The following is a 24,437-nucleotide window of genomic DNA, read 5'->3' as shown; positions in this document are numbered from 1 at the left end:
AACAAAGCTCAGTTCTAATATAGAAGAGGGCTCATTCTTTGGTAAAAATAAAGATCGATGGCGTCGAATTTGAAGTCGACGAAAAGAAAAACCTAATTGATGCCGCAAAAGAAGTCGGCGTAGATATCCCTTATTTTTGTTATCATCCAGCTCTATCCGTCGTTGGTATGTGCCGTATGTGTCTGATTGAGATTGAAGGTGTTCCCCGTCTCCAAGCAGCATGTAACACTCCCGTAAAAGAAAATATGGGAATCATTACAAAGTCTGATCGGGTGAAAGAAGCTCGCGCCGGCACAATGGAATTCCTTCTCGCAAATCACCCGTTAGATTGTCCTGTTTGCGATAAAGCCGGGGAATGCCGTTTGCAAGACAATGCATTCGGTTCGGGCCAAGGTCATTCCCGTTTTGAATTTCAAAAACGAAATGTTCCCCAGGAAGAAATCGGAAGCAATCTGATCATCAATCACAATCGTTGCATTGTATGTTATCGGTGTGTCCGTTTCGAAGAAGAAAAAGTCGGAGAATCTAACCTTGGTTTGTTTGAAAGGGGAAATGATTCTTTGATTGGGCTTGCCAATAACGAGCCTATCAACCATAACTTTCAAGGTGCACTTGCCGATATTTGTCCCGTGGGCGCATTGCTTAACAATAAGACTTTATTCAAATCAAGAGTGTGGTGGTACAAATCCCATTCTTCCGTATGTCATGGATGTTCCACAGGTTGCAATGTAACAACGAATGTACGGGACAATAAAATGTATCGTTATATGGTTAAGGAAAACCATGAAAAAAACATGTTCTTTCTTTGTGACAAAGGTCGTTTTGATTTGGATTGGATGAATGAAAACAGACTGTTTTCCTATATGGAAAACGGAATTCCATCCACTTCCGTAAATGTGATTCCAAAGGTTGTAAATGCTTTGCGTTCTACCAACGGAATTGCAGTGATCGGCGGAGCACATGAATCCAACGAAAATCTTTCCCGAATCAAATCCGCACTCGCCGAACTTTCAAAGGAATTGAGCAAACCGATTCAATTTGAAGCAAGAGTGACCGAACCTCAGTACAAAGAAACCGAACAAGTAGACTTTTTATTAACCAAAGACTATCACCCGAATACAAAGGGAGCTTTGGATTTGGGAATTTCCACACCGCAAGGACTCGCCGGAATTGTTTCCGAAATTTTATCCGGTGCCATTGACTTGGTTTTTGTTTTGAAAGAGGAAATTCCTTCGTCTATCTTGGGTAAGGCGACGATCGTTCAATTGGATACAAATGTCACTTCTTCCGTAAAGGCAGCAAACTTTGCAGCTCCGATCAAACTTTTTGCGGATGAAGCGGGAAGTTTCACAAACAAAAACGGTCTGAAACAAGACTTCGAAAAATCAATGGAGGCTCCGAAAGGACTTCCGTCTTCGGCCGAATTTTTTGAGAGAGTTTTGTCTGAAATTCGTACGAAAGAGGAGGCACTCCTTGGCAACCGTTAATGTAGTCAACGTAGCAAAGCGCCACCAATTCTCCTGGTATGAGCAGTTTTATTTTTGGTCTATCGGAAAAGGTTTATGGATCACTCTCAAACATTTTGTAAAAGTGGCATTCTTTAACAAACAAAAGACGATTGAATACCCTGAGAAAAAAAGACAATATTCATCACGTTTTCGGGGAATGCATTCCATGAAACGGGATGAACAAGGCCGGGAAAGATGCACTGCTTGTTTTTGCTGTATGTGGATCTGTCCTGCCAATGCGATCTTAATTCAGGCTGCTGAAGTTCCGGCGGACAGACAACATCTTCATCCGGAAGACAAATACGCACAAAAATTTGAAATTGATCTATTGCGCTGCATCTTCTGCGGGTTATGTGAAGAAGCTTGTCCCAAAGGTGCAATTTATCTGGATGGAACAGGCGAAATGGCTGCTGACAACCGTGAGGATCTCGTTTTAACCAAAGAGAGAATGATGGAAAAATTGGGCGGCCCTATTCTCGGTCAAAGAATCTAATCGTTTCGAAAATCAAATCAGTGTCGGGAAAAAGTAGAATATCCAAAAAGGGAATTTGTTTTTTCCTGATCCTTTTCCCGATATTCAATTTTACGTATCTGTTTTCTTTCCAAAGTCTTTTCGCAGAAGGGACTACGATTGTAGAAGATGAAGAAGATGAAAAACGTCTTTTGGAAAATCACGCAGTCGAAAAACTTCGATTCGGATTGGCCAACCACATTCATTATTACAAAATAAAAAAAACAAAAAACACAGTCGTTGAACAAAGGTCAGGTCGTAAACGATTGTATGATCATAATTTGTTATTACGCGCACTTTTTCGTGATAAGCTGATTCATAAAAAATACGGATCTCTCGGAGCTATGTTTGAAGGAGCCACGTTTATTGATTTCGGAAGTGCGATTCTTTATGAAGAAGGAGCTGTTACTGTTCGTGATTTGTATGAAGATAAATTGCTCCAAGACCATTTGAGTAAAATCGTCGCGACAGACATCAATGATACCGAATACGATCACACCCGTTATATAGAAATTCATATCAAAGAAAGGGAGCCGTTCCCTTTTGCATTCAATGAAATCCCCGTTCTTATAGATGATCCTGAATACATTCGGATTTTAACAAAAATCTATGCAAAGAGTGAATTTTCTCCGATTATCTTTCGATCTACCAATTCAGGTCCCGATCTTTTTTATACGGTGGAAGAAATGAAAGATCATTTCCTATCCATACTGACTGCAAATCCGAACCGAAACATTCTCTACTTTTTCAATCGTTTCATATTCTTTCGGTCAGCCTGCGCCACCCAATTCCAACTGATCGGAACCATTGATGAAAGGATTGGCGTGAATCATAGCTTCAGCGCCTGGCGTTATGTAGACTGGAACAAACGAAGTTTGGAAGAAGCATTTCGTCCCAATCTAAGATACATTCGCCTTGTGGACGAATCCAGACTTTCGATCGCGGATCGTCTGGATGCTTCCTTTCTGAACCAAACCTGTTTTTTATCCAAAACTTTGCGTTTTTATGGGAACAAAATTAAGAAATCTATTACAAAATCATGATTTTTTGTATTCAATAGAACCGAACTCTGTACGTTTTTACTAAGTCCATCCCAGAGAGAGGTTAACCAATGGGTAACGCCTATATTATCGATGCAGTCAGAACTCCTAGAGGAAAAGGGAAAAAAAGGGGAACTTTAGCGAGTGTCCACCCCCAAGAACTTTCTGCTGCTACTCTAAAAGCCATTCAAGAAAGAAATGGTATTGATCCTAAAACTGTTGAAGAAGTTGTAATGGGATGTGTGTCCCAAGTAGCCGACCAGGCTGCATGTATTGCTCGTTATGCGGTAATGGCTGCACATTGGCCGAAAGAAGTACCAGGTTATACTGTAAACCGTTTTTGCGGATCAGGATTGCAAGCTGTGAATAACATAGCGAACCACGTTGCTTCCGGAGCAATGGAGCTTGGAGTTGGTGGCGGTGTCGAGTCTATGAGTCGCGTAAAAATGGGCGATGATATGATTGGCCGTGATTTCAATGTGGGCAATGATAAAATTGCGCAACATTATAATCTGGTTCCGCAAGGGATTTCCGCTGATTTGATTGCTACGAAATATGATATTTCCAGAGAAGAAGCGGATCGTTTTGCCGAATCTTCCCAAATCAAAGCTCATAATGCGATCCAAAACGGATACTTTAAAAAATCAATCGTTCCTATCAAATTGGATGATGGAACAATTGTTAGTGAGGAAGAGAATCCGCGTATTGAATCAAACTATGCCTTCCTTTCCGGTCTTGGTCCGGTTTTCAAAACGATCGGTGAACAAGAATTAGATGCGATTGCACTTCGTTCTTATCCTGAAATCAAAAAAATCAATCATATCCATACTCTTGGAAACTCTTCCGGAATCGTGGATGGAGCCGCTTCTCTTTTGATCGCAAATGACGATGGATTGAAAAAATACGGCTTAAAACCAAGAGCGAAAATCCTTGCTACTGTTTCAACAGGTGAAGACCCTACGATCATGCTAACAGGACCTGTTTCCGCTTCTCAAAAAGCTTTGAAGATGGCGGGACTGTCCGTAAAAGACATCGACCTTTGGGAAATCAATGAAGCTTTCGCTTCTGTAGTTCTTTATGCTAAAAAAACATTAGGAATCGATGAAGCAAAGATCAATGTAAACGGTGGGGCGATGGCACTTGGTCATCCACTCGGAGCAACCGGAGCAATTCTTGCAGGTACCGTTTTGGACGAACTTGAAAGAAGAGATCTTAGATACGGGTTGATTACCCTTTGTATCGGTGGTGGCATGGGAATCGCTACAATCATCGAAAGATTAAAAAATTAATTACTATCAATCCAGGTTAGTCATTCGCTAACCTGGATTTTATCTCTCTTTAAAATCAATGGACCAATCATGACAATAGCTTCCGGACTAGAAGGAATTCAGTGCAAAGACTGCGGATTTAGGGTAATCGAATTGTCCATTTCTTGCCCGAGTTGCGGTAGTGATCATATTGAACCTGTTCTTTTGAAAGAAACCGGCACTATCTATACATTCACGATCGTTCATGTCGGCTTCGGCCATATGGCGGAACGTGCTCCTTATGTTTTGGCAATTATCAAAACGGACGATGATCTAAAACTAACAACCATTCTTGAAGATCTTTCCGATTTTGATTCCGTAGCAATCGGCAAAAAGGTAAGGTACAAAAGAACCGATGAAAAAATCGGTCCTATCTTTCAACTGGTGTAAAACCTGCAAAGATTGAATCACAAATAACTATTATCATAAATATAGTTACAACTTTTATCATTAATAGTATTTTTTATAAGTTTTGAAAAGCTTGCAGTATGAAATTTTAGTATGATTTTAAAAATTAAGACAAAGTGGATTTTATTTTTAAACACAATCATCCTGAATTTTAAACCATGATCTCTCCTTCCAAATCCTGAATAAAACCTCACATTTTTTTTTCTTTCAGTGAAATGAATTTATTCCGCTCTTGTTATATAGAGTAAGTAAATTTATAAATAAACTTACTTGCTTTTCCCGCATGAACTCAGTCCTAAAATATTACAACTGGTTATGTCGTTCTAATAAGAAGTTGGTTTTTCTCTCTTCTTTATTTTGGTTGATGACCTGCGCCCCCAGTCTGGATCAATCTACTTTGGATATGGTTTCACAATTGCAATTTTTACAATGTTCTGCAGGCCAAGCTACTGCTTGCAGAACCAAAGCAAGTCTATCTATTGTTTCCATTGAGCCCCAAGACAAAGCCATTCAGGTGAGTGTAGATGTATCCATTCGGATTAGTTTCAGTGAAAAAATTTTATCGGAATCCATCACGATGCAGTCCTCCTCGGGAGCTTGTACTCAATCCATTCAGTTAGGAGATTCCGGTTTTGAAAATTGTGTGGGATTGAATTTAATCTCTAATACAGATCAGACGATCACAGTTAAGCCGATTGCAAGCTTGGATATTAATCGGATTTACAAAGTTAAAGTAAAAAGCACTGTCTTTTCTGTGAGCGGTTTGAAACTGGCTACGGATTATGTACATGAAACCGGTTTTCAAACTGCTGTGATTGGCGATTCAACACCTCCTATCACCGGGGGTACATTGAGTTTTTCGGGAGTAACTGCAACGGGTTTAACGGTAAACTGGCCTGTTTCGGTTGATAATGCTACTGAAGCTGCGAATTTACAGTATAAGCTGGTAAAGGACGATACCTCTATATCCAATATAAATACCATTGCATTGGCGAATTCCAAATCAGGAACAGATTTGATCTTAGATTGGACAAACAATGTTTTGAGCCAATCCGTTGGTTCTCTTTCTGCTTCAACTAATTATAGTTTTACTGTATTGGTAAGGGATTCTTCCGGAAATATTTCCCAATACACACCTGCCGCACAAACAACTTCTGCGGTACCTGATACGACTGCACCGACTACAGGCACTGCCATATCTTTCAATTCCGTACTACCGACCAAAATCACAGTGCAGTGGGGTGCAGGGACGGATGCAATAACTTTGGCTAGTGGGTTGGAATACAAATTAGTAAAGGATAATGTTTCCTCTTCGAATATAAATACAATCGCATTGGCGAATGCAAAGATTGGCTCGGATTTGCTAATGGATTGGTCTGCAAATGTCCTTTCAAAGACTGCTACTGGCCTCGTCGCTTCGACTACCTATCATTTTGCCGTTTTGATCCGGGATGCAGCTGGTAACATGAATTTGTATTCCCCTTCCTCACAAATGACAGCGGTTCCGGACGTTATAGCTCCTTTGTTTTTGGGAGTAACGGCCGTTAATGATGCTGGTACGGGAAGTCTGACGATTTTATGGACACAGGGAACGGATTTGGTCTCTGCGCAAGCTGACTTGGTCTATGAAATTTGTTATTCAACAACCATCGGTGTTTGCACAGGGGGATTTACTGCTAACGGAGGGACAACTTCTGCCGGTGTTTCCGGATGGATTATTACCGGTCTGATAGACGGGACCTATTACGTTGTTGTCCGATGCAAGGACGAATCAGGAAATATTAGCACTGGTTTGGTGGAAATGTCCGGAATCACTTCCGGCTGTCCAGGCCCTGCAAGCTGTTCCTAATCCGAATTAATTTCCAAAGACAATCGCTTCATTGGGAAATAGGTGCAAAAATCCATCGTCTAAATCCTGTTTTAGATAAGCAGGTCTCGGTGCCGTGCTGAACAATATATTTTTCAAATTCCATTTTCTAGGATAAGAAACTTCCGCATCTTGGTTGCTAAAGTTAAGAAAAATATAAGTTTCTTCTTTGCCTTCTTTCCTTTTATAAAAAAGAACATTCTTATCTTTACTCAAATGGATTTTTAAATTTCCTTTTCGAAGAGACTTGCGATCTTTTCTGATGGATATGAGCTTTTTATAAGTGTAAAACAAGGAAGATTTGTCTTCTTTCTGAACTTCCACATTCACTTCGTTCGATTTTGCATAGATAGGCAACCAAGGTTTGCCGGTAGTGAATCCCGACTTTTCCGAACTGTCCCAAGCCATGGGAATTCTTTCCGGATCTCTTCCCGGATGGAAAGGCCAGTATTTTTTACCGACAGGATCCTGGATTTCCTTGCGGGAAACTTTTTGTCTTTCCATTCCGATTTCTTCACCATAATAGAGAAAGGGCGTTCCCCGAAGAGTTAACATCATAACAGCGGCAATTCTGGCCCGAGGAATGGTTTCCTTTCCTTTCATATAACGGGTGATATGTCTTGGAAAATCATGATTGGAAAGAGTGTAGTTCGGCCAATTATCCTCGCCTAAAGCGGATTCGAAATCTTTTACAATCTGGAAAAACTTTTCCGCCTTCCAAGGACTGAAAAGAAACATAAAATTAAATGCAAGATGCAATTCATCGTTACGTCCGCAATAGGTTGCAGGCAAAGAAACATTTCCCGGGAAATCCTGCATAACTTCTCCTACCGACATTCTTGTCGGCTCGTAAGAATCCAGAAGCTTGCGAAGACGTCGTAAGATGCCGTGCATCTCCGGACGATCCCGATCATAGGTATGAACTTGCTTATCATAAGGACGGGGTCCTTTCATAAAATAAGAAATATTGTCTCTTAAAAATTCGTCTTTCACATATAAATTAACAACGTCTAGACGAAATCCGTCGACTCCCATTTCCAGCCAAAAACGGATCATTGTAAAAATAGCTTCTTCTACCTCAGGGTTTCTCCAATTGAGATCGGGTTGTTCTTTCAGAAAGGAGTGGTAGTAATATTCTCCCGTTCTTTTGTCAAACTCCCAACCAATCCCTCCGAAAGTGCCCAACCAGTTATTGGGAGGTTTGCCATGGACCGGTTCTTTCCAAATATACCAATCTCTCTTGGGACTATTTTTGGAAGACCTCGATTCGATGAACCAAGGATGCAAATGGGAAGTATGATTTACCACAAGATCCATTATGATTTTGATATCGCGCTTATGCGCTTCCTTCAGTAATCGCCTAAATGTTGTTAAATCTCCAAAGTCCGGATCAATTTGCTCATAATCGGAAATATCATAACCAAAATCCATCATAGGCGAAGGATAAACCGGAGATAGCCAAATGGCATCTATTCCCAAAGAGTCCTTTGTGCCCGCAAGGTAATCCAATCGGTCGATGATTCCTTGCAAATCCCCGATTCCATCTCCATTCGAGTCCTGGAAACTTCTGGGATAAATTTGATAAATTACTGCTTCTTTCCACCAAACCATAGTTAAAAACTAATTTCGAATATGCCTTGATTTTGTTTCATCCGGGCGACTTCTAAAATTTTCTCCTTTAATGAAAATAAGATTTCCGAATCTTCCAATTTTTGACCTGTACTTGTCTGGATATAAAACGAATCATATGCAAAGTCGGCACTGGTCGAGATACGAACGAATATAACATCCAGATCAAAATCCAAAAGCGTTTTTAAAATTCGATACACAAGACCGATCGAATCGGGGACTCTAATCTCCAAAACGGAATAGGAATCGGATTGGTCATTGGAAAATTTTACCAACTCTTCTACCATTCCATCCGGAATTTTGGGAGGAGATGACCATATATGTTCTGTTAAAGATTCTTCTTCTATATTGACTTTTCCCGAAACACAATCGGCTATCATCTTTTCGATATTTTGAATTTGTTCAGGAGCGATTGCACCGCTCCCGAACTGATCTGTAATTTGAGATTGAATGATTATAATATCATTTTCCGATCGGAAGAGTCGCATTCCCACCAGGTTCAAACCGAGAGATGAAATCGTTCCGCTTACAAAAAGTAATAATTGCCTGTTTACTTCGCTGAATATGGTTACAGTAATAAATGCAGGTTCCGATTCGGAGATAAATCGGAACGGGATTTGCATATTTTTCCATTCCACTATATTTACAAAATGTTGGAATACCCGACGGGGAGTGTTGTAATTCAGATAAGATGAAGGTTTGATCTCTGCTGCAAAATTTACAATTTTGGCGGCAATCTCCGGCTCCAATCCTTCTTTTTCCTGAAGGTAGACTTCCAAGGTTTGTTCGATTCTTTCATTGGAATCGATCAGGTTCGTAGCTTTTTCCAAAACTTTCAAAGTCGCGCTGAATAGAAAAAATAATATTTCTTTTTTCCAATTTGTCAAAACACCTTTACCGACTGATTTTGTATCGATGATTGTCATAACATATAACAATCGTAATGTGTTTGCATCGGTAAACATCTGCGAAAAACTCTGAATCAATTTTGGATCATAAATATCCCTTTTGGAAGAGAGATCGGACATGATGATATGTTCAGCTACTAAAAATCTAAGTAACTCAGTATCTTCTTCGCTGAATCGAAATCGCTCCGCAATGATGAGGGCGAGTTCTGCCCCGTATTGACAATGGTCTCCTTCTTTGACCTTACCTGCATCGTGGATAAGAATGGCAAGAACGAGAATATCGATTTTTTGACAGTCGTTGAAGACCGCTTGCACTTGCGGATCTTCCCAAACTTTTTCTTCCAATTTGTCGAGTTCTCTGAGTATAAGTAACGTATGTTCGTCGACAGTATATTCGTGATGATAACTAAAAAGAGGAAAATTGGAACAAGCCCCGAATTCAGGAATTAATTTTCCGAGTATGTTGCACTCATGCATAAGAGTGAGCAGGTGACCGACTCTTTTTCGGTTCCGTACAAATTGCAAAAAAGTATCGATCACCGGACCGGAATTTTTGAAATCATCGTCAATAAAATGGGAAGCAAACCGCAGATCGTTTAAAATGATGCGGGAAGGTTCGATTTCTTTCAATTGGCATTCCAGAAAAAAATGCATGATATCGTCATAGAAAGTATCCGGATTGGAAAAATGGCGGGTATAATGGTCCAAACTAGGCGAGGTTTTTTTTTCCAAATACATTCCCAAATAGAAATACACATCTTTTTGGTGTTTGTACAATACACTCATGAACTTTTCGATGGAGCTCAATTCCACTTTGGATCCGAAGCCCAAAAACTCAGCGACTTCCGATTGGTAATTCAAATCCAATCTATCGTTTTTTCTACCAGATAATATATGTAATGCGGTGCGGGATCGTAATAGAAAATCGTAGGCAGTGACTATAGGAAGCGTATCGCCGTTCAAAAAATAATCGAATACACCGCCTTCTCTCTGTGAGGGTGAAGTATATGTTTTTTCGATCCAATACATCAATTGAATGTCCCGAAGACCGAGTGAATCGTTTTTTAAATTCGGTTCGGAAAGTAGAAGCGGATTGTAGGAATTGATGATCCTTTCTTTTAGAAAATCCAATTTCCATTCATTGTATTCTTTGATTCTATCTTTGGGAAGTTTGTCTAAAAATTGATTTTTATAATCTTGATAAAGAGCCTTGGAACCGATCAAAAACCGGGAATCCAAGATGGCATGATAGGACTGTATATTGTCCATTGACAAAAAGGACTCTTTGATTGTTCTGCAAGCATGTCCTACTTCCCGTTCGTTATTATAAAGATAGGTATTGATTCTTGCGATAATTTCCGTTAAGTCGTAATTGCTTAACTTTCCATCATGAAGATAGAGCAGATCTATATCGGAATAAGGTGCCAATTCCATCCTGCCGTACCCTCCGATGGGAACCAAAGCAAGATGTTTCATCATCGGTATTTCCTGATCGATGTTTTGATACAAACTAATAAGCGAAGAGTCGACCAGATAACTCAATTGGCGTGTGAAAAGCCTGCCCGAACCGATTGTTTTGGCTTTTGGGAAAGTTCTTAGAAGTTTTGCCTTGAGTTCTAGTTTCATGGAATAAAATCTTGGTAAGAAATATTATATATAGGACAGATTAAACATGAAAGCCTGGATTAAAATAACATTTCGATTGGTTCTCTGTCATTTATTTTCATATCTCTTAGTTTCGGTCTCCTATTACAATTTGGTCATGAAAAGTTATTACGAAGGTGACAATCCCGTATTTGCTACCTTTCTCATTACGGAAAAAAATCCGACCGAATGGGCGATAGCTATGACTTGGCTCCTTCCATTCCAGATATTGCATGCGCTGGTTTTTGTTTTTTTTCTGATTCTTATCTGGGATTGGTTTGCGGCCCAAAATTTTACCAAACGATTTCTCACTGTGTTTTGGTTGAAGGGCCTCGTTGGAGGGATTGCAAGCATCGGACCCTCTCCCGGAAACCTGGAAGGATTTCTTTTTTTTCTATCGTCTGTCACAACGTCTATTCACTTGCTGGTTGCTTTTGAAGTACTATTACAATCTGCCTTAACCGCATTCGTCTTTGTTTTTTGGACTAAAAATTTTAAAACCGACTCCCCATGAAATTAATCATCTTCCCTCGATTTTCCTTTTTTAGATTTTTTACAATCATCGCTGCATTTTCCATCTTTAGCGTGATAGGCGCCCAGTCTTGGGAAAATCAAATCTGGCTACCGAAGAATTACAAATCCGAAAGAGTGTCCAGTTATGATCGGTCCGGCGGAAATGATGATTTTATCGTCATTCCTAAAAATTCAAAAGTAACAATCGCAAACATTTCCGGTGCAGGTGTTATCAAACATATTTGGTTTACTTTGGCATCCAAAGATCCTATGATTCGCAGAAATGTGATATTGAGAATCTACTGGGATAAAAATATTCATCCTTCCGTAGAAGTTCCATTAGGTGATTTTTTCGGACAAGGTTGGGGGGAAGAATACATTCTCAATTCTCTTCCCCTTGTTGCCGCACCTAAAAAAGGGAAAGCGCTGAATTCTTTTATCCCTATGCCGTTTTCTTCCGAGGCAAGGATCGAAATAGAAAATCAGTCGGATTTGGAGATCCCTAGTTTTTATTTTTATATAGATTACGAATCCATGAAATTGGAGCCAGCTTCCAAGCTGAGATTCCATGCCTGGTGGAACAAATCCGTTACCGAACCTGCAACAAGCTCAGGCAGGGAAAACGAATGGTCTTTGTTAGGTGAAACTGAAAAGGCGCCTATGCATACGGAGAACAATTATACAATTCTCAAAACCAAAGGAAAAGGTCATTTTATCGGCCTTAATCTTTACGTTGATTCACCAACACCCATGTGGTATGGAGAAGGGGACGATGCCATTCAGATTGACGGAGAGGTCCTGTCGTCGCGATTGCACGGAACCGGAACGGAAGACCTGTTTAATACAGCCTGGTGCCCGAAAGAGATTTTTATGCATCCCTATTTCGGATATCCCCGCATCTCGGAAAGTACGGGTTGGCTTGGACGAACGCATCTTTATCGGTTTTGGATTGAGTCTCCGCTCGCTTTTGAAAGAAATTTCCAATTTACAATTGAACACGGACATGCAAATTCCTTGACCCTGGATCTGGTCAGTGTAGCTTATTGGTATCAAGAAATAATTGACGAGCCTATGCCAGTTTTGCCAAAAAAAGATTTACGGCAAAATCAACCTGAAATTAATTTTCGTCATATTCATAAGTGGCGGGACTCGTTTAGAAGTGAAAAAGGAAAAGGGTTAATCTGGGGTCATGAGTGAATTTTTAGTCGCGGACATTTCGCAAAAAATCGTAGAACATTCTATCGATGCTATCATAGTTTTGGATTCGGAAAACAAGATCAATCTTGTAAATCCCGCCTTAGAAGTATTAAGCGGGTTTCATTTTGACGAGTTGAAAGACAAATCTTTGGATTATTTATTTCCCAAAGAAACTTATCCGGAAGAAAACAAAACAGCACAAATCACAAATTACATTTCGAAAGAAGAAAGCCATTATGCTACAGGGCACTTGCGCGAACTGGAGCTAAATACCAAGTTAGGTGCTTCGATTCCGGTGGAGATCAGAGCTTTTGAAATCAGCCCTGCAACGGACGGAACCAAACTTTTTGCAACGATCATTCGTGACATCCGCGAAAGAAAAAGAATGGAAGACCAAAGAACACTTCTGATCAACAGCTTGAAACTTTTGGCTTATATGGATGAGCTGACTCTTTTGCCAAATAGACGTTCGTTTTACGATTCTGTTCAAAAAACAATCGCAATCGTAAAACGCAGAAGTAGGGATTCTGTTTTGGCAGTAATGGATATCGATCTTTTTAAAACGATAAACGATTCCTACGGCCATGATATCGGAGATATGGTATTGAAAGGGATTTCCAAAATTTTTACCGATTGCCTTCGGGAAGAAGATACGATCGGAAGAATTGGCGGAGAAGAATTCGGTTGTATCCTGCCGGATACGGATGTTGAAAGTGCCGCATTGGTTTTGGATCGGATCAGAGAGTCGGTAAAAGCGCATCGGTTTTTTATCTTTGATAATTTTTACCTTAATGTGACAATTAGCATGGGTTATACGAAAGTACATCCCAGCCAACAAGCTGAAGAGATCATCAAATTTGCCGACATTGCCCTATATCAGGCAAAAAATTCAGGAAGAGATCGAATTCAAGTTTATCCCGTATAAACTTGAATTCTGTTTTTATTAAATTACAGGCTGTGAGGATTCGTTTTTGGTTTGCGATCCTGCAAGTAACAACAGAGAGATGACCACAATTCCTGAAGCGACCATTCCCAGACTACTATAGCCTGTTAAATGAATGACTTTTCCTCCCACCAGCGCACCCAATGACGTACCAACATAAATAGAGGCGGAATGAAGCGCCAATAGAACAGGAGCTCTTTTGGAATCAAGCGCAGTCAATCTTGCTTGTTGCGCTACTTGAGAAGACCAACCGAACACGCTCCAGACAAAAATCAAAATCCCTATGGCATATAGGGGCATTTGAACTAAGGTTAAAACGGGTAAAATCACTATCTGTGCCGTGCAAACCATTACAAGTGTTCGAACAGCTCCGATCTTGTCCGTTAAAAATCCGCCTAACTTATTTCCGAAAATGGCTCCGAGTCCGAATATCAAAAGTATACTTGTTACTCCTATTTTTTGAATTCCGTACCTTATTTCCAAAAAGGGTGTGAGATAGGTGTAAAAGGTAAAAATTCCTCCCATAAACAGAACGATAAAAAATACTGCGATCGTAAGTCTCGGGCTGAGGACCACCTCTTTTAAAGTGGAAAGAGAATTTGGTTGTGCAACAATTCCGCGTTGTATTGATTTATACAATATTACTAAACAAACAAATGCTAGCAGGGCAACCACACCGAATGTAAAACGCCAGCCGAATGCGTATCCGATCCATGCTCCCGCAGGAATTCCAAAAGCTTGTGCCATAGTCAGACCACCGAAAACTGTAGCAAGTGCACGTCCTCTATGTTCGGGATTTACGGAAGCAGCACCAATGGCTGAGGCAACAGGAGTGACTACTCCGCTACCGATTGCCATAAAAACGCGGGCCACTAACAACACTGAAAAATCGGGAGAAAAAATTGCTAAGGTGGAACCAAGTATAAGTAAAATTAAACCTGCAAACAATACATAGGCCCGATCCTTACTGCCTGTGATGGCAACAAGGAAGGGAGAGGAAATAGCATATGTGATTGCATAAATCGTCATCAACCAACCCGCTTCGGAAGGAGTGATTTGGAAGGAAGCCGCAACCGGGCTTAAAACTCCAATAACGACAAATGCTCCCAAACCTACCGCAAAATTGGCCAGGGCGAGTAATAAATGCAATCTCCGAACGGATGTTTCAAATTGATTCAAGACGGATTCCTCTCTTTTTATTGACTTCTTTTTCCATACTAACTATCATTATGAAAGTTACAAGGGAGATTTTATGACAAGCGGTAAAATAGCGGAAGAAGGGTTGTATTTGGAAGATTTGTCTTTAGGCAGAAAATTATTAAGCGAGTCCTACATAGTCACGGAAGAAGAAATTAAGGAATTTGCCGGCAAATACGATCCTCAGGATTTTCATTTGAACGATTCTTTGGCGAAAGAATCTTTGTTTGGAGGTCTTGCAGCCAGTGGATGGCATACCGCTTCCATCACAATGCGTTTGTTAGTTGGATCTGGGAAATTGATCAAAGGCGGGATTGTAGGGATGGGTGGCGAAATCAGTTGGCCGCGTCCCACTCGCCCGGGAGATACTTTGCAGGTAGAAAGTGAAGTAATAGAGGTCATTCCTTCCGGCGCCCGGTCCGATCAGGGAATTGTAAAGCTTCGCAGTAAAACCAAAAATCAAAACGGGAAAGTGGTTCAGTTATTTATTGCAAAACTATATGTTCCCAGAAGACCCGTTTAATTTTCTTTTTGCTTTTTTGGATTTTCTATCATTTGCAAAATTGATCCTGGCGATCGTATCATGATTTGCCACAGGTCCCGGCACAAATCTGGAACTAATTCTCGTTAGTGGCTTTTTGGTATGTTTGTCTATAAGGATAGGTTCGATGACTGCATCCGAATCGGAATCTACCAAAAGCACAGCTTTTCCTTCGGGTGCTAAGTACTGATTGCCCCAAGCAAGCAAGGCCACTAGCACCGGCCGGAAGTCTTTGCCTTTTTTTGTAAGAATGTATTCGTAACGGGGAGGATTGGACTGGTATTGTTTCCGTTCCAATAATCCGGAACTTACGAGAGCTGTTAAACGTCTTGCGAGCATATTAGGTGCGATTTCCAAACTCTTTTCAAATTCATCGAAGCGGGTGAGTCCGTGCATAGCATCCCTTAAAATCAAAATGCTCCACCACTCACCCACCAATTCCAAACTGCGAGCCACAGGGCACTGCATATTCCCAAAACTTTTACGCTTCATAGTTCAATTTTATCGGAATAACTATCATAATACAAGTAACTATTCGGGTGTTACCTCTCCGTTTTCAATTACGATTGCAATTCCCTGTCCGCCGCCGATGCAGAGAGAAGCAACTCCGTATTTTAAGTTTTTTCTTCTCAATTCATAAGCGAGGGTCAACGTAACTCTGGTTCCGCTGGCACCCAGAGGATGACCGATGGCAACCGCTCCACCGTTTACATTCGTTTTACTCTTATCCAAAGCCAGTTCTCTCATGATCGCCAAAGCTTGTACACTGTAGGCTTCATTGATTTCAAAAAGATCAATGTCTTTCTGTTCGAGTCCCGCATGTTTTAGCGCTTTGGGAATTGCGTAGATAGGACCCAATCCCATCATCTTCGGATCACAACCTACGACCGCATAACCTAGAATTTTTGCCAAAGGCTTCAAATGCAAAGTTTTTGCATAAGAATCGGAAGCCAAAATCACCGATCCGGCACCATCATTGATTCCGGAAGCATTTCCAGCGGTAACGGTTCCATTTTCGATAAAAGCCGGACGAAGTGATTTCAGTTGGCTCACACAAGATTCCCCCCGGATATGTTCATCGTGAGAAAACAGTTCCGCTTTTTTGGATTTTAAGGTAACAGGAATTATTTCTTCTCCAAGAATTCCATTGTTCTTTGCCGCTTCCGCGCGGATCTGGGAAATACCTGCCCATTCATCTTGTTCTTCCCGGGAAATTTTATAATGGGAAGAGATATTTTCCGCAGTCATCCCCATGGGAGATTGATACAAACTATCAATTAAGCTGTGTGCCAGATAATCTTCCAGAACACTATCTCCGTACTTGCCTCCCCACCTTGCATTCTTTGCTACCATAGGAGCATTGCTCATGGATTCCACTCCTCCGGCCAAGATCAGAGAACTTTCCCCCGCGCTAATCTTTCTTGCACCGGAGACAATCGCTTCCAGTCCCGATCCGCACAATCGATTTACCACCAAAGCGGAAGAGTTCTCCGCCAAACCTACATTCAACGCAACATGTCTTGCCAGATATGCGGAATTGGAATAATCTTGAATCACATTTCCATAAATGGACTCTTCTATTTCTTTTGCATCTACCCCGGATCGTTCGATTGCTTTTTTTGCAGATATAACGGCCAGCTCAGCGGATGTGAAATCTTTCAAAACTCCTCCGAATTTTCCAAAAGGAGTTCTTGCTCCTTCGACAATTACTACCATATAGTCTCCTTTATAGTGTATATACACTATTTAACGAAATTTTTATCTTTTCACTTGATTTAATACTAAATGATTTCCTTTTCCATAAGATAATTGGTAAGTTCTACTTCACCGATCTTGACAATATTGGGTGAAACAACTTTATATCCTAATGTTTCAAACAAAGGTCTGGCCGTTTTACTCACATGAGACTTCATTGATTTTCCGCCTAATGATTGGACATGATCTCTCAATGTATTGAGTAATAATTTTCCGATTCCCTTTCTTTGATTTTTGTGATGAACAAATAAAAGATCTACATAATCGTCATCTTTTAAAGAAGCAAATCCCAGCAGATCGTTTTCTTCATAACAAAGTATTAAGTATTGTTCCGAGATTCTGCGAAGCCATAACTCTTTGGAATCGGATATCCTTGCCCAAGCGGATAATTGTTCGGAACTATAATCGTTTCTGCTGATATTCAAAACCGTTTCTTGAAACATTGTCATGATCCCTTCCAGGTTTTCTTTTTTGGCGAATCGTATTTCCATTGATGCTTTACTCCGCCGGTACAGCCTTTCTAATTTCATGTAACAGTCGTAAACCGGTTGTCAGCTTTTCTTTTCCAAGTTCCTTTTCCATATGGGTTTGTGCTTTTTTCCAAAGATCGATGCCATCTTCCAATTTTTTTTCACCCTTTTTTGTGAGAGAAACAGAGCGAACATTTCCGGACTCCGCTTTTTCAATTTGCACAAGACCGTCTCTACGAAGAATTTCGAGACTTCTTTGTAAAGTAGTTCTATCGATGTCCGTGATTCCGTTTAAGTCGGTGATGCTGCATTTCACTTGGTGGGCAATGCTTAAGAGTATGGTAAATTGAGTGATTCTGATCCCGCTCGGTTTGAGGTGCAGGTCATAATAAGAGGTAATGAGCCTAGTGGTTTTTCTTAAATTGAAGTTAAGGCAAACCCGGCCCATTGCTTCTAAATCCTGTTTTGAGACATTCATAGGAACTCCCTTTGCACCAAGCGTGTATATACACTTTCCTTCGTCTAGCCCATTTTCCGGATGAAAAAGGAGAATTTTCCAGAAAATAGCACTGAATGAAGGAGACTGCTCCATTTTTTTAGTACTTGCTTGACCAAAAACATAGGTTTCCATAAACTTTTAGTATATTTTAGCACTCTAATGAACAGAGTGCTAAAAAGTAATAGAAACAAAGTATGGATCTTTCACCGAGACATAGAGTCATTTTGAAAGCCCTCGTTGAGGAGTTTGTTTCGGACAATCGGGCCGTTGGTTCGAAAACCCTTTCCGAAAAATATGACATCGGACTTTCACCCGCTACCATTCGTTCCTCTCTGGCAGAGTTGGAAGATATGGGTTTTGTGGTGGCACGTCATACTTCGGGGGGACGGGTTCCTACTGAACGAGGTTACAGGTTCTATGTAGATAGCCTTGTGACTCTTTTTGAACTCACGATTAAGGAAAAACAAAGGATCCAGGAAGAGTATCTTAAGATGCAGTTCCGCTTGGATCAGGTTTTGATAGCTACCTCCAAGGTGCTTGCGTCGCTTTCACAAAGTGCGAGTGTCGTGCTTGGACCGGAAGGGTCGCTGGATACTTTGAAACATATCGAGCTGATCCATGTGAATGGAAACGAAGTTCTTATGATTCTTGTTATGCGGTCTGGAACCGTATTGAACAGAAATATTTTCTTCGATCATCATATTTCGCAGGAAACTCTTTATCAGATTTCGCGTTATATGAATGATAATGTGAAAGGTTTTGACGTTCACGAAGTTCAAAACAATCTCATCCCGCAAATGATGATGAGAAAAGACGGACCTGAAGATTTTGTGCAACTGGCACCTTCCATTGCCCGCGCCATGGGTGCGGAAAGTATGGTCGGCGATAATCTCTATATAGACGGATTGAAAAATCTATATGAGAATTTCAAGGATGAGGAAGACCATTTGGAAAATATTCTTCATCTGTTTGATGAAAAACATTTTTTAAGGAATTTTTTCACAGAACATGTTCCGATGGACGGAGTTTATACCATCATCGGTCAGGAAGGTGATACGAAGTTAGGTGGTGTGACGATTATCACGACCAATTACCGTATGGGTGAAAAAAGAATCGGTTCCATGGGAATCATAGGACCGCAAAGGATGAATTATAACAAGACCTTACCACTCTTGGAATTCACATCCAAATTAGTATCTGAAATGATTACAAAATTAAGTCGTTAAATTAGGAGGAGAAATGGCAGAAACCAATGAAACATTAGAACAGGAAGGTTTCCAACCGGAAACAAACGGACAGGCCGTCTCCGACGATGCGAAAGCAGAGTTGAATGAGGAAACACAATCCGCTCAAGGAACAGTTGCGGATTTGGAATTGGAAAAGGCAAAGAAAGAGATCGATACTTTGAAAGATTCCTGGCTCAGAGAAAGAGCGGAATTTCAAAACTACAAACGCAGAACTGCGAATGATCTTTTAAACGCCCGCAAAGATTCGATTAAAAAATTTGCGGAAGGTTTTCTCGGAGCATTGGACAATCTGGAGCGAGTAACAAACGTTACCAATCCAACGCCTGAAGTAAAAGCGTTTGTTGACGGGATTCTTATGGTACAAAAGGAATTTATCTCCGTTTTGGATCGTGAAGGAATCAAAAGACTGGACCCTAAAGGGACTCCTTTCGATCCGATGTTTATGGAAGCAATCGTATCTGAGGAGAGTGCGGAATATACGGAAGAAATCGTGATAGAAACCTATCAAATGGGTTATTATCAGGAAGATGGCGAGTCCAAACAACCCATCCGTCCCGCCAGAGTAAAAGTGGGAAAACCACAAAGTTAATATTAATAGGAATTAAGGAGAGAAGATCATGTCCAAAGAAAAAATCATAGGAATCGATTTAGGAACAACTAACTCATGTGTTGCTGTAATGGAGGGTGGAGATCCTGTTGTGATCCAAAACTCCGAAGGTGCGAGAACGACTCCTTCCATCGTTGCTTATACGGCAAAGGGTGAAACCATTGTAGGTCAATTTGCAAAGAACCAATCCATAACAAATGCAGTGAATACGATTCGTTCCGCAAAAAGATTCATCGGTCGCAGATTCAATGAAACAAATGATGAAGCAAAGATGGTATCTTACAAAATCATCCGTGCCGGTAATGACGGAGTTAAATTCGAAACTGTATCCGGTGAATTCACACCTCAAGAAATCTCAGCACGTATCCTTCAAAAAATGAAGAAAACTGCCGAAGACTTTCTCGGTCATGAAGTAAAGAAGGCTGTTGTAACCGTTCCGGCATATTTCAATGACGAACAAAGACAAGCTACGAAAGATGCGGGTCGTATTGCAGGATTGGAAGTAGAAAGGATCATCAACGAACCTACTGCTGCCGCACTTGCATACGGTTTCGATAAGAAAAAGACCAATGCAAAGATCGCAGTTTATGACTTAGGTGGTGGAACTTTCGACGTATCCATCCTCGAACTTGGGGACGGAGTCTTTGAAGTAAAATCCACAAACGGTGACACACACCTGGGTGGAGACGACTTTGATAACGTAGTTATGCAGTGGTTGATTGACGAGTTCAAGAAACAAACTGGCATTGATATCTCCGGCGATAAAAATACCGTACAACGTTTGAAAGAAGCGGCTGAAAAAGCAAAGATTGAACTTTCCGGAACAACTTCCACTCAGATCAATCTTCCTTTTATCACGGCCGATGCTTCCGGTCCGAAACATTTGGACATGACGCTCACCAAAGCAAAGTTTGATGATATTACAAAAGCGCTTGTTGAAAAGACCCGTAATCCTTGTGTGAGTGCTCTTCGTGATGCAGGTTTAAGTGCCAGCGAAATTGACGAAGTGATTCTTGTAGGAGGTTCTACGCGAATTCCTGCAGTTCAAGCATTGGTAAAAGAGATTTTCGGAAAAGATCCCAACAAATCCGTAAACCCGGATGAAGTAGTGGCAGTAGGTGCTGCTATCCAAGGCGGCGTTCTTGCAGGGGATGTAACAGATGTTCTTCTACTTGACGTGACTCCGCTTTCACTCGGTATCGAAACTCTCGGCGGAGTAATGACAAAGTTGATCGAAAGAAACACTACCATTCCTACGAGAAAGTCTCAAGTGTTCTCCACGGCAGCGGACAGCCAAACAACTGTTTCGGTTCACGTATTGCAAGGGGAAAGAGAGATGGCGAGCTACAACCGAACACTCGGTAGATTCGATCTAGTAGGTATTCCATCCGCTCCAAGAGGAGTTCCTCAAATCGAAGTTACTTTTGATATTGATGCGAACGGTATTGTTCATGTTTCTGCGAAGGATTTGGGAACAGGTAAAGAACAAAAGATTCGTATTGAATCTTCTTCCGGACTATCCGAAGAAGAAATCAAGAAGATGGTAAAAGACGCGGAAGCTCATGCGGAAGAAGACAAAAAAGCGAGAGAATCTGCCGACACCAAGAACGAACTTGAGTCTATCGTTTACCAACTGGAAAAAACAGTAGCTGAGTCCGCTGATAAATTGGATGAGTCCGAAAAACAACGTGCCACTGATGAAGTGAAACGGGGACGCGAAGCAATGGAATCCGGAGATCTCGAACGTATGAAAGCGGCTCGTGATTCCATCCAACAAATTGCAATGCAAATAGGCCAGAAAATCTATTCGCAAGGCGCGGAAGCGGGAGCTGGGCCGAATGCGGGCGGACCTGAACAACCGGAATCAAATAACGGTAGTTCAGCGGGTGGAGAAAAAGTAGTCGATGCCGATTATACGGTTGTGGACGACGATAAAAAATAAATAGAGCGAAGTAGAGATATGAGCGACCGTAGTTACTACGAAGTATTAGGCGTTGCAAAAGGCGCTTCTGATGATGAAATCAAGAGCGCCTATCGCAAACTAGCCATAAAATATCACCCTGACAAAAACAAGGGTGATAAAGAAGCTGAAGAAAAATTCAAAGAAGCTACGGAAGCCTATGAAGTGTTACGTGAGCCGCAGAAACGTGCGGCTTACGACCAATATGGAAAAGCGGCTGTAGGTGCGGGTGGTCCCGGTTTCGGGCAAGGCGCTTACACGGATTTTTCAGACATCTTTGGAGACTTCGGTGATATATTCAGCGAATTTTTCGGTGGTGCTGGTGGTGCCCGGGGCGGTTCCAGAAGATCAGGTCCGCAAAGAGGATCCGATCTTCGTTACAACTTAGAAGTGAGCTTGGAAGATGCAGCTCTCGGCAAAGAATATAAAATTGAAATTCCCAGACTCGAAACTTGCGTGGATTGCAGCGGAAGCGGAGCTACGAAAGGATCTTCTCCTACAGTCTGTCCGGATTGCAGTGGAGCGGGTCAAGTTCGAAGGACCCAAGGTTTTTTCAGTGTAACAACCACTTGCCCTCGTTGCAAGGGAAAAGGAAAAATCATTTCCAATCCTTGTAAAACCTGCAAAGGTGAAGGCCTAACAGAAAAAAGACGAACCATTCACATAAAGATTCCTGCAGGTGTTGAATCCGGTAGCAGATTAAAAGTTTCGGGAGAAGGAGAGTCCGGCCCTAACGGTGGACCTCACGGTGATTTGTATGTAGTCACTCATATAAAAAAACATCTCGTTTTTGAAAGACAAGGAAACGACTTAATCGTACAAAAATCCATTTCTCTATCCTTAGCATGCTTAGGCGGAGAAATCGAAGTGCCTTCCATCGACGGAAAAACCATCCAATTGAAAATTCCCGAAGGAACGGAAAGCGGACAGGTTTTCCGACTCAAAGGGCATGGAGTACCTTACCTCGGTTCCTATGGAAAAGGGGACCAACATGTAATCATTCGAGTGGAAATTCCTAAAAAATTGACAAAAAAACAAAAGGAACTTCTGGAAGAATTTGCACGTGAATCCGGGGAAAAGGTAGGCAGTGGCGGAAAATCTAAGTTGTTTTTCCAGTAAGACATTGGAGAACTGAAATCATCTATGGATAAAAAAGTCCGCTTAGGAGTCATTGGTACGGGCCATATGGGTCAGTACCACGTCAATGTTGCTAAAATGTTATCTGATGCCGAACTGATCGGTATCTTTGATGCAAGTATGGAAAGAGCAACTCAAATTGCAGAGAAACACAAAACGAAAGCTTTTGCAAGCGAAGCGGATTTGTTTAAAGAAGTGGATGCCGTAATAATCGCGGCACCGACTTTTTTACATCACAAGATCGCCAAAGATGCATTAGCTGAAAAAATACATGTGTTGGTTGAAAAACCGATTTCTCAAACGGTGGAAGAAGCCAAAGAACTCGTTGATCTTGCCAATGCAAATAAACTGATTTTGCAAGTAGGTCACGTAGAAAGATTCAACGGTGCCGTCTTGGAACTTGGTAAAATTGCAGAACATCCACTTATGATCGAGTCACGTAGGATCGCTCCTTTCAATACCAGGATCTCCGATGTGGGAGTTGTTCTGGATATGATGATCCATGATATCGATATTGTTTTAAACTTGGTGAAATCGGATGTGGTGGACGTGAAGGCCGTCGGTTCTTCCATCGTTTCGAAACATGAAGACGTAGCAAGTGTCGTACTCCGTTTTGCAAATGGTTGTGTGGCCAGCTTGAATGCTTCACGAGCTTCCCAGGCAAAAATAAGAACCTTGAATATTTCTCAAAAAGATTCCTACTTGTTTTTGGATTTTACAAACCAGGAAATCGAAATTCACCGCCAGGCAAGTTCCACTACGCAGTTGGGAAAAGGGGAAATCCGTTATAAGCAAGAATCCATAGTTGAAAAGATTTTTGTTCACAAAGACAATCCTTTGAAACAGGAACACGAACATTTCGTTTCTTGCATCCAAGGAAATGCCGAACCAATGGTGAAAGGCGAATCCGACATTCGTACTTTGGAAGTTGCTTATCGTATCCTCCAACAGATCGGAGAAAAAAAGTAATGCTTGAAGTTCCAGGTTCTACCCGCGGAAAAATTCTAATTTCTAATTCCAGTGTCATTCAGGATTATTTTCATAAATCCATCATATTAATGGTGGATCATGATAAGGACGGAGCTTTCGGTCTTACTTTAAACAAACCGACAAATCAAACGATGGAATCGTTGATTAAAAATCTTCCCGATACAAAACATTCAAATAAACGAATTTATAGCGGCGGACCTGTGGACAATATGTTTGTAACAATTGTTCACAATCAAAAAGATTCAAATGATCCGGGTGTGGAAATCATTCCCGGAATTTATATGGCGCGAAGTTTCGATACGATGATTGAAATTTTACAATCCAAAACTACAAACTTTCGTGTATTTCAGGGATATGCAGGTTGGGCTGCAGGCCAATTGGAAAATGAATTCGAAAAACTTTCTTGGGTAGTGAATGAAATCACGGAAGAACAGATTTTTCGGGAAGATGAGTCGGAAGAAATCTGGAAAGATGCCCTGAGAAGTAAGGGTGGAATTTATAAATATTTTGTTGAACATACTAAGGATCCTCTTTTAAATTAGCATTCGTTTTCAAAAAT

General features: G+C 41.1%; 23 protein-coding genes. 16 read left to right on the top strand and 7 right to left on the bottom strand.

Annotation, left to right across the window (positions count from 1 at the left end; all coding sequences use genetic code 11):
• Nucleotides 1-38 precede the first annotated feature (38 nt).
• The 6 genes from EHS11_RS06920 (at nucleotide 39) to EHS11_RS06895 (ending at nucleotide 6,623) form a co-directional block, all read left to right on the top strand.
• Nucleotides 39-1,487 carry an NADH-quinone oxidoreductase subunit G gene (locus EHS11_RS06920; RefSeq protein ID WP_135763672.1) on the top strand — a complete coding sequence of 483 codons (1,449 nt, stop codon included), beginning with the start codon at nucleotides 39-41 and terminating at the stop codon, nucleotides 1,485-1,487.
• Nucleotides 1,474-2,001, top strand: a complete 528-nt coding sequence (locus EHS11_RS06915; RefSeq protein ID WP_135763671.1) for a NuoI/complex I 23 kDa subunit family protein — start codon at nucleotides 1,474-1,476, stop codon at nucleotides 1,999-2,001. Before EHS11_RS06920 ends, EHS11_RS06915 begins: the two co-directional genes overlap by 14 nt.
• Before the next feature lie 20 nt (nucleotides 2,002-2,021).
• The gene (locus EHS11_RS06910; RefSeq protein ID WP_246047642.1) at nucleotides 2,022-3,062 is read left to right on the top strand and encodes a hypothetical protein; all 1,041 of its coding nucleotides are present in this window, start codon (nucleotides 2,022-2,024) and stop codon (nucleotides 3,060-3,062) included.
• 68 nt (nucleotides 3,063-3,130) lie between these two features.
• Entirely contained in the window at nucleotides 3,131-4,348 is a 1,218-nt protein-coding gene (locus EHS11_RS06905; protein WP_135763670.1) for an acetyl-CoA C-acetyltransferase, read from the top strand.
• Between the two features lie 69 nt (nucleotides 4,349-4,417).
• Complete coding sequence (locus EHS11_RS06900) at nucleotides 4,418-4,756, top strand: Zn-ribbon domain-containing OB-fold protein (protein ID WP_135763669.1); 339 nt, start codon at nucleotides 4,418-4,420, stop codon at nucleotides 4,754-4,756.
• Nucleotides 4,757-5,177: 421 nt separating this feature from the next.
• Nucleotides 5,178-6,623 (top strand): Ig-like domain-containing domain, encoded by a 1,446-nt coding sequence (locus tag EHS11_RS06895; RefSeq protein ID WP_167884381.1) that lies wholly within the window; start codon nucleotides 5,178-5,180, stop codon nucleotides 6,621-6,623.
• A gap of 6 nt (nucleotides 6,624-6,629) precedes the next feature.
• On the opposite strand, the gene EHS11_RS06890 is transcribed toward EHS11_RS06895, so the two are convergent.
• Both EHS11_RS06890 and EHS11_RS06885 read right to left on the bottom strand, forming a co-directional pair.
• Complete coding sequence (locus EHS11_RS06890) at nucleotides 6,630-8,252, bottom strand: alpha-glucosidase (RefSeq protein WP_135763667.1); 1,623 nt, start codon at nucleotides 8,250-8,252, stop codon at nucleotides 6,630-6,632.
• Between the two features lie 2 nt (nucleotides 8,253-8,254).
• Nucleotides 8,255-10,804, bottom strand: a complete 2,550-nt coding sequence (locus EHS11_RS06885) for a [protein-PII] uridylyltransferase family protein (protein ID WP_135763666.1) — start codon at nucleotides 10,802-10,804, stop codon at nucleotides 8,255-8,257.
• Nucleotides 10,805-10,850: 46 nt separating this feature from the next.
• On the opposite strand from EHS11_RS06885, the gene EHS11_RS06880 reads away from it, so the two are divergent.
• The 3 genes from EHS11_RS06880 to EHS11_RS06870 are packed head-to-tail and all read left to right on the top strand — an operon-like array spanning nucleotide 10,851 to nucleotide 13,457.
• Nucleotides 10,851-11,336: a hypothetical protein gene (locus EHS11_RS06880; protein WP_135763665.1), complete on the top strand. Its 486-nt coding sequence runs from the start codon at nucleotides 10,851-10,853 to the stop codon at nucleotides 11,334-11,336.
• Nucleotides 11,333-12,532: a glycoside hydrolase family 172 protein gene (locus EHS11_RS06875; RefSeq protein ID WP_135763664.1), complete on the top strand. Its 1,200-nt coding sequence runs from the start codon at nucleotides 11,333-11,335 to the stop codon at nucleotides 12,530-12,532. Before EHS11_RS06880 ends, EHS11_RS06875 begins: the two co-directional genes overlap by 4 nt.
• A complete protein-coding gene (locus EHS11_RS06870) occupies nucleotides 12,525-13,457 on the top strand; it encodes a sensor domain-containing diguanylate cyclase (protein ID WP_135763663.1) in 933 nt (310 codons plus the stop codon). The genes EHS11_RS06875 and EHS11_RS06870 overlap by 8 nt, the downstream gene beginning before the upstream one ends.
• Before the next feature lie 18 nt (nucleotides 13,458-13,475).
• Here EHS11_RS06870 and EHS11_RS06865 read toward each other — a convergent pair whose 3' ends face one another.
• Nucleotides 13,476-14,654: an MFS transporter gene (locus EHS11_RS06865; RefSeq protein ID WP_167884380.1), complete on the bottom strand. Its 1,179-nt coding sequence runs from the start codon at nucleotides 14,652-14,654 to the stop codon at nucleotides 13,476-13,478.
• Nucleotides 14,655-14,727: 73 nt separating this feature from the next.
• Here EHS11_RS06865 and EHS11_RS06860 point away from each other — a divergent pair, with 73 nt between their 5' ends.
• Nucleotides 14,728-15,195 (top strand): MaoC family dehydratase, encoded by a 468-nt coding sequence (locus EHS11_RS06860; protein ID WP_135763661.1) that lies wholly within the window; start codon nucleotides 14,728-14,730, stop codon nucleotides 15,193-15,195.
• Here EHS11_RS06860 and EHS11_RS06855 read toward each other — a convergent pair.
• The 4 genes from EHS11_RS06855 to EHS11_RS06840 form a co-directional block, all read right to left on the bottom strand.
• Nucleotides 15,169-15,705: a winged helix-turn-helix transcriptional regulator gene (locus tag EHS11_RS06855; RefSeq protein WP_135763660.1), complete on the bottom strand. Its 537-nt coding sequence runs from the start codon at nucleotides 15,703-15,705 to the stop codon at nucleotides 15,169-15,171. The genes EHS11_RS06860 and EHS11_RS06855 overlap by 27 nt on opposite strands.
• 39 nt (nucleotides 15,706-15,744) lie before the next feature.
• Nucleotides 15,745-16,929, bottom strand: a complete 1,185-nt coding sequence (locus EHS11_RS06850; RefSeq protein WP_135763659.1) for a thiolase family protein — start codon at nucleotides 16,927-16,929, stop codon at nucleotides 15,745-15,747.
• A 65-nt stretch (nucleotides 16,930-16,994) separates the two neighbouring features.
• Nucleotides 16,995-17,459 (bottom strand): GNAT family N-acetyltransferase, encoded by a 465-nt coding sequence (locus EHS11_RS06845; RefSeq protein ID WP_167884379.1) that lies wholly within the window; start codon nucleotides 17,457-17,459, stop codon nucleotides 16,995-16,997.
• Nucleotides 17,460-17,466: 7 nt separating this feature from the next.
• Nucleotides 17,467-17,916: a MarR family winged helix-turn-helix transcriptional regulator gene (locus EHS11_RS06840; RefSeq protein ID WP_135763657.1), complete on the bottom strand. Its 450-nt coding sequence runs from the start codon at nucleotides 17,914-17,916 to the stop codon at nucleotides 17,467-17,469.
• Between the two features lie 215 nt (nucleotides 17,917-18,131).
• Between EHS11_RS06840 and hrcA the strand changes: the two genes are divergently transcribed.
• From hrcA to EHS11_RS06810, 6 genes are read left to right on the top strand one after another with little or no spacing between them, the layout of a single operon-like run.
• Complete coding sequence (hrcA, locus tag EHS11_RS06835) at nucleotides 18,132-19,163, top strand: heat-inducible transcriptional repressor HrcA (protein WP_135763656.1); 1,032 nt, start codon at nucleotides 18,132-18,134, stop codon at nucleotides 19,161-19,163.
• 13 nt (nucleotides 19,164-19,176) lie between these two features.
• Nucleotides 19,177-19,773, top strand: coding sequence for a nucleotide exchange factor GrpE (gene grpE, locus EHS11_RS06830; RefSeq protein ID WP_135763655.1), 597 nt, complete (start codon nucleotides 19,177-19,179; stop codon nucleotides 19,771-19,773).
• A 28-nt stretch (nucleotides 19,774-19,801) separates the two neighbouring features.
• Nucleotides 19,802-21,733, top strand: coding sequence for a molecular chaperone DnaK (gene dnaK / locus EHS11_RS06825; RefSeq protein ID WP_135763654.1), 1,932 nt, complete (start codon nucleotides 19,802-19,804; stop codon nucleotides 21,731-21,733).
• A gap of 18 nt (nucleotides 21,734-21,751) precedes the next feature.
• Entirely contained in the window at nucleotides 21,752-22,870 is a 1,119-nt protein-coding gene (gene dnaJ / locus EHS11_RS06820) for a molecular chaperone DnaJ (RefSeq protein ID WP_135763653.1), read from the top strand.
• A gap of 24 nt (nucleotides 22,871-22,894) precedes the next feature.
• Nucleotides 22,895-23,857: a Gfo/Idh/MocA family protein gene (locus EHS11_RS06815; protein WP_135763652.1), complete on the top strand. Its 963-nt coding sequence runs from the start codon at nucleotides 22,895-22,897 to the stop codon at nucleotides 23,855-23,857.
• Nucleotides 23,857-24,420: a YqgE/AlgH family protein gene (locus EHS11_RS06810; protein ID WP_135763651.1), complete on the top strand. Its 564-nt coding sequence runs from the start codon at nucleotides 23,857-23,859 to the stop codon at nucleotides 24,418-24,420. Before EHS11_RS06815 ends, EHS11_RS06810 begins: the two co-directional genes overlap by 1 nt.
• The last annotated feature ends 17 nt before the right edge of the window (nucleotides 24,421-24,437 follow it).

The sequence above is a fragment of the Leptospira ilyithenensis genome, from assembly GCF_004771005.1.
Lineage (GTDB): Bacteria > Spirochaetota > Leptospiria > Leptospirales > Leptospiraceae > Leptospira_A > Leptospira_A ilyithenensis.
Note: the sequence above shows the minus strand (reverse complement) of the source record. Positions and strands in the feature narration are given on the sequence as shown.

What these genes read in the sequence shown, in the direction of transcription:
- EHS11_RS06870 (WP_135763663.1), top strand. Translation starts at nt 12,525, where the DNA reads ATGAGTGAATTTTTAGTCGCGGACATTTCGCAAAAAATCGTAGAACAT.
- EHS11_RS06905 (WP_135763670.1), top strand. Translation starts at nt 3,131, where the DNA reads ATGGGTAACGCCTATATTATCGATGCAGTCAGAACTCCTAGAGGAAAA.
- dnaK (WP_135763654.1), top strand. Translation starts at nt 19,802, where the DNA reads ATGTCCAAAGAAAAAATCATAGGAATCGATTTAGGAACAACTAACTCA.
- EHS11_RS06845 (WP_167884379.1), bottom strand. Translation starts at nt 17,459, where the DNA reads ATGGAAATACGATTCGCCAAAAAAGAAAACCTGGAAGGGATCATGACA.
- EHS11_RS06815 (WP_135763652.1), top strand. Translation starts at nt 22,895, where the DNA reads ATGGATAAAAAAGTCCGCTTAGGAGTCATTGGTACGGGCCATATGGGT.
- hrcA (WP_135763656.1), top strand. Translation starts at nt 18,132, where the DNA reads ATGGATCTTTCACCGAGACATAGAGTCATTTTGAAAGCCCTCGTTGAG.
- dnaJ (WP_135763653.1), top strand. Translation starts at nt 21,752, where the DNA reads ATGAGCGACCGTAGTTACTACGAAGTATTAGGCGTTGCAAAAGGCGCT.
- EHS11_RS06850 (WP_135763659.1), bottom strand. Translation starts at nt 16,929, where the DNA reads ATGGTAGTAATTGTCGAAGGAGCAAGAACTCCTTTTGGAAAATTCGGA.
- EHS11_RS06840 (WP_135763657.1), bottom strand. Translation starts at nt 17,916, where the DNA reads ATGAATGTCTCAAAACAGGATTTAGAAGCAATGGGCCGGGTTTGCCTT.
- EHS11_RS06890 (WP_135763667.1), bottom strand. Translation starts at nt 8,252, where the DNA reads ATGGTTTGGTGGAAAGAAGCAGTAATTTATCAAATTTATCCCAGAAGT.
- EHS11_RS06875 (WP_135763664.1), top strand. Translation starts at nt 11,333, where the DNA reads ATGAAATTAATCATCTTCCCTCGATTTTCCTTTTTTAGATTTTTTACA.
- grpE (WP_135763655.1), top strand. Translation starts at nt 19,177, where the DNA reads ATGGCAGAAACCAATGAAACATTAGAACAGGAAGGTTTCCAACCGGAA.
- EHS11_RS06885 (WP_135763666.1), bottom strand. Translation starts at nt 10,804, where the DNA reads ATGAAACTAGAACTCAAGGCAAAACTTCTAAGAACTTTCCCAAAAGCC.
- EHS11_RS06880 (WP_135763665.1), top strand. Translation starts at nt 10,851, where the DNA reads ATGAAAGCCTGGATTAAAATAACATTTCGATTGGTTCTCTGTCATTTA.
- EHS11_RS06895 (WP_167884381.1), top strand. Translation starts at nt 5,178, where the DNA reads ATGGTTTCACAATTGCAATTTTTACAATGTTCTGCAGGCCAAGCTACT.
- EHS11_RS06855 (WP_135763660.1), bottom strand. Translation starts at nt 15,705, where the DNA reads ATGAAGCGTAAAAGTTTTGGGAATATGCAGTGCCCTGTGGCTCGCAGT.
- EHS11_RS06810 (WP_135763651.1), top strand. Translation starts at nt 23,857, where the DNA reads ATGCTTGAAGTTCCAGGTTCTACCCGCGGAAAAATTCTAATTTCTAAT.
- EHS11_RS06900 (WP_135763669.1), top strand. Translation starts at nt 4,418, where the DNA reads ATGACAATAGCTTCCGGACTAGAAGGAATTCAGTGCAAAGACTGCGGA.
- EHS11_RS06860 (WP_135763661.1), top strand. Translation starts at nt 14,728, where the DNA reads ATGACAAGCGGTAAAATAGCGGAAGAAGGGTTGTATTTGGAAGATTTG.